Below are 12851 nucleotides of genomic sequence, written 5' to 3'. Positions count from 1 at the left end.
CGGCCTCAGATCGCCATCGCCGAGCGGACTTCGGTCTCCGCGCTCGCCCCGCCGTCGCCAGTGGAGGTGACCCGGCCGGATTGCAGCACGTAATACCGCTGCGCCGCTTGCAGAGCGAAACCGATGTGCTGCTCCACCAGCAGCACGCTCAACCCGCCCCGCGCCGTCAATTCGATGATGGTGCGTTCGATCTCGGCCACCACCGACGGCTGGATGCCCTCGGTCGGCTCGTCGAGGATGAGCAGCTTGGGCTCGGTGATGAGGGCGCGCGCGATGGCCAGCTGCTGACGCTGGCCACCGGAGAGCAGACCGGCCTTGCGGCTCAACAGCTCTCGCAGCGCCGGGAACAGATCGAGCGACTCGTCGATCAGCGACTTGCCGCGCTTGCGGCCGTCGGCCACCACCTGGAGGTTCTCCGCTGTGGTGAGCTGTGGAAAACTCTGCTGGCCCTGCGGCACGTACGCGATGCCGCGTTCGACCCGGCGCGAGGGCGAGAGTTTGGTGATCGCCTCGCCGTCGAAGGTGATCCGCCCGGACTTGGTGGCGACCAAGCCGACCGCGGTACGCAGAAGCGTGGTCTTGCCCGCGCCGTTGTGGCCCATGATCGCCACCACGCTGTCGTCCGGAACCGTCACCGACACACCGTGAATCACCTCGGTCCGGCCGTAGCCGGAGTGGACGTCGACCAGGTCAAGCATCGGCGGACTCCTTGTTCTGCGCGGGGGCTTCGACGCTGCGCGCGGTGGTTTCGTCTTCGAGCTCGGTACCGATGGCCGCCGCGGTCCCGAGGTAGACCTCCTGCACCCGCGGATCGGCTTGTACCTGTTCGACGCTGCCCTCGCTGAGCACCCGGCCGCCCGCGAGGACGGTCACCGAGGTGGCGAACGAGCGCATGAACTCCATGTCGTGCTCGACCACCACCACGACACGTTCGGCTCCGATGCGGCGCAACAGGTTTCCGGTCTCCTCGCGCTCCTCGGCGCTCATGCCGGCGACCGGTTCGTCGAGCAGTAGCACGGCTGCGTTCTGCACCAGCAGCATGCCGATCTCCAGCCACTGCTTCTGGCCGTGCGCGAGCACGCCGGCGGGTCGGTCGCGCAGGGCGGCGAGCCCGGTGATCTCCAGCGCCTCTTCGATACTCGGCAGCACGGACTTGCGCCTGCGCAACAAGCTCAGCGGCGAACGGCCCGCGCCCGCTGCGATGTCGAGGTTCTGCAACACGCTGAGCTGCTCGAACACGCTCGCAGTCTGGAAGGTTCGCCCGACACCGAGGCGGGCGATCTGGTGCACCTTCTTGCCGAGCAGTTCGGTGCCGGACTTCTGCGCCGAGCCCGTCGCGGGGACGAGGCCGGTGATCGCGTCGATGAGCGTCGTCTTGCCCGCACCGTTGGGTCCGATCAGGAACCGCAGATCGCCTTGCAGCACCGTCAGATCCACATCGGTGACCGCTTTGAAGCCGTCGAAACTGACCGAGAGCCCGCGGATTTCGAGGTACTCGCTGGCCATGCCGGCGTTGCCGCCGAGCTTCGGTTCATTGGTCGATGTCGTCATCGGGATTCCACCTTCTCCTCGGCGACCTGTGGTTCGACGGGTACGGCGTCCGGCGCACTCTCGCGAACCGTGGCCGACGTGCCCGAGCCGAGGCGACGGAACCTGCTCTCCAGCAGTTCCTTCAGCATCGGCCACACACCCGCGAGACCGGCCGGGACGAATCCGACGACCACGATGAACAACACGCCTTGCAGATAGGTCCAGCCGGACGGGAACTGTTCGGAGAACGCGGTCTGCGCCCAAGCGACGCCGATCGCGCCGAGCACCGGACCGAGCAAGGTCGTGCGTCCGCCGATGGCGACGCCGATCAGGAAGGCAATGGAGGGCACCACCCCGATATCGGCGGGGGAGATGATGCCGACGATCGGCGTGAACAGCGCGCCCGCGATGCCGGCGAAGAGTGCGGCGACGACATACGCGACGATCTTGATATTGGCCGGGTCGTAGCCGAGGAAGCGCACCCGCTCCTCCTGATCGCGCACCGCGACGAGCAATTCGCCGTAGCGGCTGCGCGTCAACTGGCGAACCAGCGCGACCACCACCAGCAGCGTGCCCGCCGCGATGAAGAAGAGCATCTGCCGGTTGACCGGGTCGGAGAGCTTGAATCCGAAGAAGGCGCGGAAGTCCGAGAGCCCGGTGAACCCGCCGAGCGCCTGCTGCCCGGTGAGCAGGATGGCCAGCGCGGCGGCCAGCGCCTGGCTCAGGATGGCGAAGTAGGCGCCTTTGACCCGTCGCTTGAACACGCCGTAGCCGAGCAGGGCCGCGACCGCGGCGGGCAGCACCAGAATGCTGATGATCGCCACCGGCGCGGACGCGAAAGGCTGCCAGAATCCCGGTAATTCGCGAATACCCGCGATCTCCATGAACTCCGGCACGTCGTTGCCGAGCCGCGCGGCGTCGGCCATCTGCAGGTGCATCGCCATGAGATACGCGCCGATGCCGAAGAACACGCCCTGGCCGAGTGTCAGCATGCCGCCGCGTCCCCACGCCAAGCCGATGCCTGCGGCCACGATCGCGAAGCACAGGAACTTCGCGAGCAGGTTCAGCCGGAAGTCGCTGAGCACCGCGGGCGCCACCGCGAACAACAGGATCGCCGCGAGGGCAAAGCCGCCGAGCGTGGTCAGTGCGGAGCGCTCACGCCTGCGTCTGGTCAGCGTGGTCATGCCAAACTCCTTGTCCGGACGGTGAACAGGCCCTGCGGACGGATCTGCAGGAAGACGACGATCAGCACGAAGACGACGACCTTCGCGATGGACGCGGTGGTTTCGTATTCGATGTAGGAATTGAGCAGCCCGAGCGCGAAGGCCGCGATCACCGTGCCCTTGATCTGACCGAGCCCACCGATCACCACCACGAGGAACGCGTCGATCAGATAGCTCTGGCCGATGGTGGGGCTGGTCGAGCCGATCAGGGTCAGCGCGACGCCAGCGACGCCGGCCAGACCGGAGCCGATGAAGAAGGTGCTGATATCGGTGAAACGGCTGGAGATGCCGCTGGTTTCGGCCAGGCCGCGGTTCTGCACCACCGCGCGGATGCGCCTACCGAGTGGCGTCGCCTTCAGCACGGCCGCCAGCACGGTCACCGCGAGAACCGCGAGGACCAGGATGAAGATGCGCGCCTTGGGCACGACCGCGCCGATGATGGTGACGCCGCCGCTGAGCCATTCGGGAGCGAGCACGTTCTTGGCGGGCGCGCCGAAGATGTCGCGCGCGAACTGCTGCAACACCAGGCCGACGCCGAACGTGACGAGCAGGGTGTCCAGCGGGCGGTCGTACATCCAGCGGATCAGGCCCATCTCCAGCGCCGCGCCGAGCGCGCCGCCCACAAGGAACCCGACCACCAGCGACACCAGCAGCGAAACCCCCGCCGAGGAGATCACCTTCTGCACGACGTAGGTGGTGTAGCAGCCTGCCATGATGAATTCGCCGTGCGCCATGTTGATCACGCCCATCTGGCCGAAGGTGAGCGAAAGGCCGAGGGCGGCGAGCAGCAGAATCGATCCCAGGCTCAACCCGGTGAAGAGCTGGCCGATCAACACGTCCATGAAGTAGCTCCTGTGTTGTTGGCGCGCTGGCGCGCGCGGGTTCGCGGCCTTTTATGTCTCGCTTCCGAGCGGTCGAGACTCGCGACTTCGTCGCATGCGCTTCGACCGCTCGGAAGCGAGACGGCCGCGAACGGGCTCGTAAGACTCGCCCTCGGGGTAGCTGGCAGTGCGCGGGTGGTGCGTTCGCACCTGTCAGCGCCGCGGCAGCGGGTGATGTCGTTACAGGTCTTTGGCCCAGCCGTAGGACTTCAGGTACGGGTCGGGCTGGATGGGCTTGCCGGAGTCCCACACCGTGTAGATCAGGCCGTCGGCGCGGATTTCGCCGATGCGGGCGGTCTTGGTGATGTGGTGGTTGGAGCCGTCGATGGTGACCAGGCCCTCCGGCGCGTCGAAGCTGACGCCGTCGGCCGCGGCCTGCACGTCCTCGGTCTTGAACGAGCCGGCCTTCTCGACGGTGTTCTTCCACAGGTAGACCGAGGCGTAGGCGGCCTCCATCGGGTCCGAGGTGGGCTTGTCCGCACCGAAGGCGGCCTTGTACGCGTCGACGAACGCCTTGTTCTGCGGGGTGTCGACCGTCTGGTAGTAGTTCCACGCCGTCAGCTGGCCCGCGATGTACTGTGCGCCGATGCCGGCGACTTCTTCCTCGGCGATGGACACCGAAACCACCGGCATGTCAGCGGCTTTCAGTCCGGCGTTGGTGTACTCGCGGAAGAACGCCACGTTCGAATCGCCGTTGAGCGTGTTGAAGACCGCGCCCGCCTTGGCGTTTCGCACCTTGTTGACGATGGTCGAGAAGTCGGTGGAGCCGAGCGGCGTGTAGTCCTCGCCCTTGATCTCGATGCCGTTGGCCGCGGCGTACGCCTTGATCTCGCGGTTGGCGGTCTGCGGGAAGACGTAGTCGGAGCCGACCAGGTACAGGGACGTGATGCCCTTCTGCTTCAGGTAATCCAGCGCGGGCACGATCTGCTGGTTGGTGGTGGCGCCGGTGTAGAAGATGTTCTTGCTGTCCTCCAGCCCCTCGTACTGGACGGGGTAGTAGAGCAGCGAGTTGAGGTTTTCGAACTTGGGCTTCATGGCCTTTCGGCTCGACGAGGTCCAGCCGCCGAACACCGCGGCGACACAGTCGGAGCTGATGAGTTTTTCGGCCTTCTCCGCGAAGGTCTTCGGGTCCGAAGCGCCGTCCTCCAGTACCAGCTCGATCCTCTTGCCGAGCACGCCGCCCGTCGCGTTGATCTGGTCGACGGCCAGCTTGGTGGAGTTGGCGACGGTGACCTCGGAGATGGCCATGGTCCCCGACAGCGAGTGCAGGGAACCGACCTTGATGGTGTTTGCCGAGGTGTCGACGCAGGATGCGGTGTTGGAACCGGTCGCGGCGTCGTCCTTGGCGCCACATGCGGTCAGCAACAGGCCGGCGAGCGCCACCGCGGTGGAGGCGACCAGTGCTCTGGTCAGGCGGGAACGATGCCGATGAGCGGCACGGGAATCTGACATCGGGCGGGACCCTCTCACTTCGTCCAATGTGCGGCGGCGCTGGCTGCGCCACGTCCGAATACGTCGTGTTTGCCCCGGTCACGGCTGTCGACCGGGGTGTATACAACGGGTATTCGTGGTGCGAAGAGTAGACAGAAGTTGTTGCGCCGGAATATCTCTCGGTGACGAGTCCGTTGCCGATGTTTCGCCTGTGTGAAACCTTTTCGCAACCCTCGGTTCGGCTGGCGTGAGGTCCGTAGCCGGATCGTAATACCGGCGAGTTCGCTACGTCTCCGTAGTGGATGCTCCGCCGTTGCTCGTCGCGGCGGAGGTCATCGGCGGAAGCTTGTCCGGCTGGGCCCGTTCCGGATTTCCTACGGTTGCGTAGCCGATTCGCGGCGCGGCAGGCTGCGTTTTGTACATCGTCAGAAGCGCCGGAACATGGAGTGGCGGACCACGGCGCACGAGTCGAGGAGGACCAGGTGGGGCACTACAAGGCGAACGTACGCGACATCGAATTCAACCTTTTCGAGGTGCTCGGACTCGACAAACTCCTCGATACCGGCGCCTACGGCGACCTCGACTCCGACACCGTGCGCGAGATCCTCGCCGAGGTGAAGCGCCTCGCCGAGGGCCCGATCGCGGATTCCTTCGCCGCGGCCGACCGTGAGCCCGTTGTCTACGACCCGACCACCTTCGAGATCTCCGTACCGGAGCCGCTGCGCAAAACCGTGGCGGCGGTGCACGAGGCGGACTGGGGCAGGCTCGGCATGCCGGAGGGTATGGGCGGCACGCCCGCGCCCAACGCGGTGGTCTGGGCGGTCAACGAGATGATCACCTGCGCCAATCCGTCGGCCAGCTTCTTCAGCATGGGCTCGGTGATGTCGTCGGTGCTGTACAACGTCGGCAACGAGCAGCAGAAGCACTGGGCCACCCTCGGCTACGAGAAGGGCTGGCAGGGCACCATGGTGCTGACCGAGCCGGACGCCGGCTCGGATGTCGGCGCGGGCCGCACCAAGGCGATCGCGCAGGAGGACGGCTCCTGGCACATCGAGGGCGTCAAACGCTTCATCTCCGGCGGCGACGTCGGCGACACGGCCGAGAACGTCTTCCACCTGGTGCTGGCCCGTCCAGAAGGCGCTGGGCCGGGCACCAAGGGGCTGTCGCTGTTCTACGTGCCGAAGTTCCTTTTCGATCACGAGACGCTCGAGTTGGGCGACCGCAACGGCGTCTACGTGACCGGCGTCGAGCACAAGATGGGCCTGAAGTCCTCGCCGACCTGTGAGCTGACCTTCGGCGGCGGCCCGGTTCCGGCCAAGGGCTGGCTGGTCGGCGACGTGCACAACGGCATCGCCCAGATGTTCCAGGTGATCGAGAACGCCCGCATGATGGTCGGCGTCAAATCCTCCGGCACCCTCTCGACCGGATACCTGAACGCGCTGGACTACGCCAAGGAGCGCGTGCAGGGCGCGGACCTGACCCAGATGGCGGACAAGGCGGCGCCGCGCGTCGCCATTGCCCGCCATCCGGACGTGCGCCGCTCGCTGGCGATGCAGAAGGCGTACGCCGAGGGTCTGCGCGCGGTGTACCTCTACACCGCCGCACACCAGAATGCCGATGTGGCGCAGCTGGTTTCGGGTGCCGACGCCGACCTGGCGCATCGCGTGGACGATCTGCTGCTGCCCATCGTGAAGGGTGTCGGCTCGGAGCGGGCCTACCAGTTGCTGACGGAATCCCTTCAGACGCTGGGCGGTTCGGGGTACTTGCAGGACTATCCGATCGAGCAGTACATCCGCGACGCCAAGATCGACTCGTTGTACGAGGGCACCACCGCCATCCAGGCGCAGGACTTCTTCTTCCGCAAGATTGTTCGGGACAAGGGCGCGGCGCTGGCCCACGTCGACGGCCGGATCACCGCCTTCCTCGACGTCCCGACCGGCCGCTTCGAGACCGAGCGCGAACTGCTGCGCACCGCACAGGCCGACGTGCAAGCGATGGCCGCGACGCTCACCGGATTCGTGATGGCGGCCCAGCAGTCGCCCGCCGAGCTGTACAAGGTCGGCCTCGGTTCGGTGCGCTTCCTGCTCGCCGTCGGCGACCTGCTCATCGGCTGGCGACTGCTCGTCCAGGCCGAGATCGCCGCCGCCGCGCTGGCCGGCGACGCGGACGCGAAGGATCGGGCGTTCTATGCCGGAAAGGTCGCGGTGGCAAGCTTTTTCGCCAAGAACGCGCTGCCGCAGCTGACGGCGATCAGGAAGGTCCTCGCGGCGATCGACAACGACATCATGGAGTTGGACGAAGCGGCGTTCTGAGGGTCGTTCGAGCGTCCGTTGTTGCGGGTTTGCCCTGTCGATGCGGAGCGCCGTGCCGTTGCGAGCGCTTCGCGTCGCGGGAGCCGCGCTGTTGCGGGAACTCGGTCGTTTCGTTGTTGCGGTGCTCAGTCGGCGAGGAGTTTGAGCACGACCGGGCGGGACAGGGTTCCGGCGACCTGCCTGGCGAGTTGGTTGGCGCCTGCACCCTCGGCGTGCGCCGACCGCAGGGCCGCCGCGAGTTCCTCGCGCGCGCTCTCGGCCGCGGCCTGTGCCGCGCGTAGCCGGGCGGCCGCGCGGTCGACCGGATCGCCCTCCTCGTTGGGCGCACCGTCGGTCGAGGGCGCTTGCGTTGCGTTTCTGGTCTCGGTGGGCGGGTGCTGGGCGTATGTGGTTTCGGCGGACGAGGTGTCGGTGAGCGCGGCGTTGGACCGTGGTGTTGCGCCGATGGCCGATTCGGTGGCGGTCAACGTATTGACCACTTGTGTGGGTCGTTCCGCCACGGCATTGCCGAGCGCGGACTTGGCGAACCGCTTCATGAAATCGCGGGTGGCGTCGGCGTCCTCGGCCGCCGCCCCGAGCAGCAGCCGGGTGACCTGCGGGACGGCGTGGGTCCAGTTCGCGAGGCCGCACAGTGCCAGCAGCACGAGTCTCGGGTCGGGCTCGTCCGTGAAATTCTTCTGGGCGTAGTCGAACTTGCGCTCGTAGTGTGCGGCGCGCCAGCCGTTCACGTCGTGCGCGTCCGCGCCGCGGTGCAGCGCTTCCCACTGCAATAGGCGCAGGAACTGGGGGTTCGCGCGGTGATAGTCGAACAGTTTGCCCACGTACTCACCGGGATCGGATTCGGCGAGCGGCTGCACCACGTCGATGAACTCACGCATGGTGTCGACGATGATGACGTCGAAAAGCTTGTCCTTGCTGCCGAAGAGGCCGTAGATCCGCTCCTTGTTCACACCGGCCGCCTCGGCGATCCGGTCGACGCGCGCTCCGGAGAGACCGTGCTCGGCGAATTCGGCGCGGGCGGCCCGCAGCAGCGCCTGCCGGGTGGCGTCGCTGCGCTTGGTGGTGACCGTCATGGTCCATGACTCTACCACCGCACTAAACCAACTATTTGGTTGACATTTCGTTGTGAGCGGTCGTACCTTCATCGCTATGGCAACGCCGACAATCCCCGCCGCGGCCGACGTTCCGGTCCGCTCGTCCTCGCGAGAAGCCTCGCCGGGGGCGCACACCGGTCGTATCCTGCCCGTCTTCGTCCTGTCCGCACTCCTGGCCACCGGCCAGATGTACGTACCGATTCCGCTGTTCACGGCAATGCGGGCCGAGTGGCAGGTGGGCTCGGGCGTGATGACCTGGCTCATCAGCGCGTTCGCCTTCGGATACGCGGGCGGGTTCGTGCTCTTCGGCCCGCTCTCCGATCGGTACGGCCATCGCAAAGTGCTGGTCGCAGGCATGCTGGCCGCCGCGGTGGTCACCCTGTTGACCGGTTTGGCCGTGAGCGCGCCGATGGCGGTCGCCTTGCGCATCGTGCAAGGGCTGGTGGTCGGCTCGATTCCGCCCGCGCTGATGGCCTACGTCGCGACTCGTGTCGCGCCCGCGCATCGCGCGGTGGTCACCATGTCGGTGGCGACCTCGTTTCTCGCCGCGACGGTGGTCGCCCAGATCGTCTCGCAGTCTCTCGTCGCGTCGCTGTCATGGCGTGCCGTATTCCTAGGCTCGGCAATGATTTTCGTCGTGTTGGCCGGTGCACTGCGCATGGTGATGCTCGATGACGCGCCAACCGGCCGCGACCGACCGCTGCGGCACAGCTACGCCGCCATCCCCGCGGTGCTGCGGATTCGTCCGCTGTTGCCGATGCTCGGCGCGGGCGCGTTGAGCATGGCCGTGATGGTGGGCGTGTACACCGGCATCGAACTGGTCGGCATAGTGCACGGTTCCGCCGAACTGCTGACCCTGCGAGCGGGAGCACTGCCGGTGATGTTCGCGCTTCCGCTGCTCGCCGTCCCGCTGTCCCGGTTGTCCAAACACGGTCAGATCGTGCTCGGCGTACTCATCGCGGCCGCGGCAATGGTGACGGCCATCTTCGAGGGCACCCACCCGGCGATACTGACCGTGCTGCTCGCCGTACTGGTCGGCGGACTGGGCATCATTGCGCCCGCCGTGTTGCAGAGCGCGGGCGAGCTGGGCGGCGAATCCAGGGCCGCAGCGTCATCGGTGGCGATGTTCAGTTTCTACGTCGGCGCCACGATGGGTCCAGTGGTGGCGGCAGCTACTGCGCCGCACGGGTTTTCGACGCTGGCGTGGACGCTGGCGGCGCTGTTGCTCGCCGCGCTCGGGTTGACCCTGCTCGGAATCCGAATCCAGCGGGTGGTGACAGCCGCGGGGTGAGCTGAGAGTCGCGGTGTTGGGGTTCCGGCTTTCGGCGTCGCAATCCAGCGGGCGGTGACAACCTCGGGTGAGCTGAGAGTCGCGGTGTTGGGGTTCCGGCTTTCGGCGTCGCAATCCAGCGGGCGGTGACAACCTCGGGTGAGCTGAGCGTCGCGGTGTTGGGGTTCCGGCTTTCGGCGTCGCAATCCAGCGGGCGGTGACAACCGCGGGTGAGCTGAGGATCGCGGTGTTGGGGTTCCGGCTTTCGGCTGCAGGCCTTCTCTGTGGAGCGGGTTCGTTCGGTTGGGCGGTGAGTTGCGTCGGGAAACGAGTTCCGTTGGCGGGCCTGCGATTCACGCGCAGTTGTCCCAGGTATTCCTCGAACGGTGCTGGGCGCGTTGGGTGGGGTACCCGGCTTACCTCCCGCTGTCGGGTGCGCGTTGGTGCGGTTCCAGCGTGGTCGACCGGCTGTGGTTGCGTTTCTGGTAGGGGCGGTCGGGGTGGTCTCGTTCGGTTGGGTGCTGCGGGTGCGTTGGCGAACGTGATTCCGGAGGTGAACCTGCGATTCACGCACGGTTGTCCCAGGTATTCCTCGAACGGTGCTGGGCGCGTTGAGAGCCGTACCCGGCTTACCTCCCGCAGTCGGGCGCGCGTCGCTCGGCTTCCAGCGTGGTCGACCGGCCGTGGTTGCGTTCTTCGGAGGAAGGCCCTGCGCCATTTCTGACGTCACACACTTTTCGTACGCCTCACACAGGCGGTGCCTATGCGAAGCGTGCACGCGATGTGTGGGAACGTCAGCGGTGGGCGGTTGGGGTTGTGGTGCCGAGCGGGCGGAGTTGCTCCTACAGGGGGAACGGGTGCGGGGGTGGTGCGCAGATCGACGGGAGCCAAATGGTGGCCGAATCGACGGTAGTCAAATGGCGGCTAGTTGATCTTGAAATGCCACCAAATGACTACCGTCGAATCCATTTCTCTATCGACGGTAGTCAAATGGTGGTTGGTGGGTTGACAGGGTCGAGCTCTCTTTCCGCTTGCGTTCTCTGAACGCAACCACAGCCGGTCGACCCGGCCGGAACCGCAGCGTCGCACCCCTACTGCGGGAGGTAAGCCGGGTACGGCAGACGACGTGCCCAGCACCGTTAGAGGAATACCTGGGTAGGTATCCCCACTGCGAACGGTGAACACTGGGCACCACCGACCACAAGCAAGCGCCGCACGAAAACGCGACCAACCATCAAATCTAATGCGGGGTAGGCGGACCCGTTTCGAACTGTGAGCGACGGGGCACCGTTCTCCAATCAGACGCTCCGCACGAAACCCAGCCACGCACCCAACCGAACGCTAACTGGGCGAACCCGCTTCGGCACTGTGACTAATGGGAACCGGCGATCACACGCACGCGTCGCATGAAACCCAGCCGAGACCTGGGTAGCGACCTACGACCGGCGACAACCGCAACCCAAGGCTGCGCGCGCCGCCCTGCCCACCACGCGGGGCACACGAGCCCGCGAGCCGCATGCTTACGAGCAGTAGGTGTGGTGGTACCCCTGCCAGCACTCAGGCGTGTACTCCCACCCCGCCTGATCGTCACTGTGCGCGGCCCTGATCCGGCCGATCCGAAGCCGGAACAGACGCCCCGATCCCCGCGCCGATCGCACCCCCCCGCGATCACGCCCATTTCAGATCAAAGCGGCGGAATTCACTTCAGCACGTAGGGCGACACCGAACTGCGGTGCTCGCTGATGTCGAGAACCTTGCCGAGCGGGGGGAAGGCGCGCTGTGGGCAGTTGGCCCGCTCGCAGACCCGGCAGCCCGCGCCGATCGGGGTCGGCTGCACCTCGTCGAGGTCGATGCCGTCCGCGTAGACGACCCGGCCCGCATGCCGCAGTTCGCAGCCGAGGCCGATCGCGAAGGTCTTGCTCGGCTGGCCGTAGCGGGTGGCGCGCCGCTCGACGGTGCGGGCGATCCAGAGGTACTTGCGTCCGTCGGGCATCTGCGCGATCTGGGTCATGATCTTGCCGGGGTAGGCGAAAGTCTCGTAGACGTTCCACAGCGGGCAGGTGCCGCCGCTGGAGGAGAAGTGGAAACCGGTGGCGGACTGGCGCTTCGACATATTGCCCGCCCGATCGACCCGGACGAAGGAGAACGGGACGCCTCGCAGCTTGGGCCGTTGCAGGGTGGACAGCCGGTGGCAGATGGTCTCGTAGCTCTGGCTGAAGAACGCCGAGAGCCGCTCGATGTCGTAGCGGAAGTCCTCGGCCACCTCGTGAAAGTGCGTGTAGGGCAGGACAGTCGCCGCGGCGAAGTAGTTGGCCAAGCCGAGCATGGCCAGCTTGCGGGTGTCCTCGGACGCGAAATTGCCCTCTTCCACTAGCTTTTCGAGCAGGTCGCCGCATTCGAAGTAAGCGAGTTCGGCGGCGAGTTTGAAGGTGCGCTGGCCGCCGGACAGGTGCGGTGCGATCTCCAGCACCCTTGCCTCGGTGTCGTAGCGGTGCAGCACGCCCTCGCCGAGATCGATGCGCTCCAGGATCTTCACGTCGTGCGAACGCAGCCTGCTCGCGATCTCGCTGGGCACGTCGCCGCCGTGGAAGCGAATGCGGGCCGTGAGTTCCTCTGCGGCGGTATCCAATTCGTGGATGTAGTTCTGCCGTTGATAGAAGTAGTCGCGCACTTCCTCGTGCGGCTTGCTGATGGTGGCGCTGCCGGCGCCGTCGGCGAAGCGGTCCTCGGTGGCGGCCGCGAGCTGGGCGCTGGTGTTGCGGTAACGGTTGTGCATGGCGACCATCGCGCGAGCCAGGCTCGGATGCGCGGAGACCATGTCGGCGATCTCCTGCGTGTCGGCCTCGATGCCGAGCTCCTGATCCATGACGACCTCTTGCAACTCCGCGATGAGCCGGGTGTCGTCGGCGGAGGAGAAGAAGGTCGCGTCGACCCCGAAGACCTCGCTGATCTTGAGCAGGACCGGCACGGTAAGCGGGCGCACATCGTGTTCGATCTGGTTCAGGTAGCTGGCCGAGATCTCCAGCTTCTGTGCGAGCGAGACCTGGCTCAACCCTCGCTCGGTACGCAGCTGACGGAGGCGCGCGCCGACGTACGTTTTGGCCATATGT

9 protein-coding genes are annotated in these 12851 nt (G+C 66.4%); 2 read left to right on the top strand and 7 right to left on the bottom strand.

From position 1 onward, the window contains the following. Positions 1 to 5 precede the first annotated feature (5 nt). The 5 genes from urtE to urtA all read right to left on the bottom strand — a co-directional run bounded on the left by urtE (position 6) and on the right by urtA (position 5086). Positions 6 to 698 carry an urea ABC transporter ATP-binding subunit UrtE gene (gene urtE, locus AB0H50_RS05935; protein ID WP_357447576.1) on the bottom strand — a complete coding sequence of 231 codons (693 nt, stop codon included), beginning with the start codon at positions 696 to 698 and terminating at the stop codon, positions 6 to 8. Beyond that, positions 691 to 1551: an urea ABC transporter ATP-binding protein UrtD gene (gene urtD / locus AB0H50_RS05930; RefSeq protein WP_357447573.1), complete on the bottom strand. Its 861-nt coding sequence runs from the start codon at positions 1549 to 1551 to the stop codon at positions 691 to 693. The genes urtE and urtD overlap by 8 nt, the downstream gene beginning before the upstream one ends. After that, positions 1548 to 2714 (bottom strand): urea ABC transporter permease subunit UrtC, encoded by a 1167-nt coding sequence (urtC, locus tag AB0H50_RS05925; protein WP_357447570.1) that lies wholly within the window; start codon positions 2712 to 2714, stop codon positions 1548 to 1550. The genes urtD and urtC overlap by 4 nt, the downstream gene beginning before the upstream one ends. Beyond that, positions 2711 to 3595, bottom strand: coding sequence for an urea ABC transporter permease subunit UrtB (urtB, locus tag AB0H50_RS05920; RefSeq protein ID WP_357447567.1), 885 nt, complete (start codon positions 3593 to 3595; stop codon positions 2711 to 2713). Before urtB ends, urtC begins: the two co-directional genes overlap by 4 nt. Before the next feature lie 219 nt (positions 3596 to 3814). Continuing rightward, complete coding sequence (gene urtA, locus AB0H50_RS05915) at positions 3815 to 5086, bottom strand: urea ABC transporter substrate-binding protein (protein ID WP_357447564.1); 1272 nt, start codon at positions 5084 to 5086, stop codon at positions 3815 to 3817. A 461-nt stretch (positions 5087 to 5547) separates the two neighbouring features. Between urtA and AB0H50_RS05910 the strand changes: the two genes are divergently transcribed. Continuing rightward, positions 5548 to 7377 carry an acyl-CoA dehydrogenase gene (locus tag AB0H50_RS05910; protein ID WP_357447561.1) on the top strand — a complete coding sequence of 610 codons (1830 nt, stop codon included), beginning with the start codon at positions 5548 to 5550 and terminating at the stop codon, positions 7375 to 7377. A 125-nt stretch (positions 7378 to 7502) separates the two neighbouring features. Here AB0H50_RS05910 and AB0H50_RS05905 read toward each other — a convergent pair whose 3' ends face one another. Then, positions 7503 to 8450, bottom strand: coding sequence for a TetR family transcriptional regulator (locus AB0H50_RS05905; protein WP_357447558.1), 948 nt, complete (start codon positions 8448 to 8450; stop codon positions 7503 to 7505). Positions 8451 to 8526: 76 nt separating this feature from the next. Between AB0H50_RS05905 and AB0H50_RS05900 the strand changes: the two genes are divergently transcribed. Next, entirely contained in the window at positions 8527 to 9762 is a 1236-nt protein-coding gene (locus AB0H50_RS05900) for an MFS transporter (protein WP_357447555.1), read from the top strand. 1678 nt (positions 9763 to 11440) lie between these two features. Here the strand turns inward: AB0H50_RS05900 and ramB are convergent. Beyond that, a complete protein-coding gene (gene ramB / locus AB0H50_RS05895) occupies positions 11441 to 12847 on the bottom strand; it encodes an acetate metabolism transcriptional regulator RamB (protein WP_357447553.1) in 1407 nt (468 codons plus the stop codon). Positions 12848 to 12851 lie beyond the last annotated feature (4 nt).

This window comes from Nocardia sp. NPDC050793 (assembly GCF_040654065.1).
Lineage (GTDB): Bacteria > Actinomycetota > Actinomycetes > Mycobacteriales > Mycobacteriaceae > Nocardia.
The sequence above is the reverse complement of the archived record's forward strand: the minus strand, read 5'-3'. Positions and strand labels throughout refer to the sequence as shown.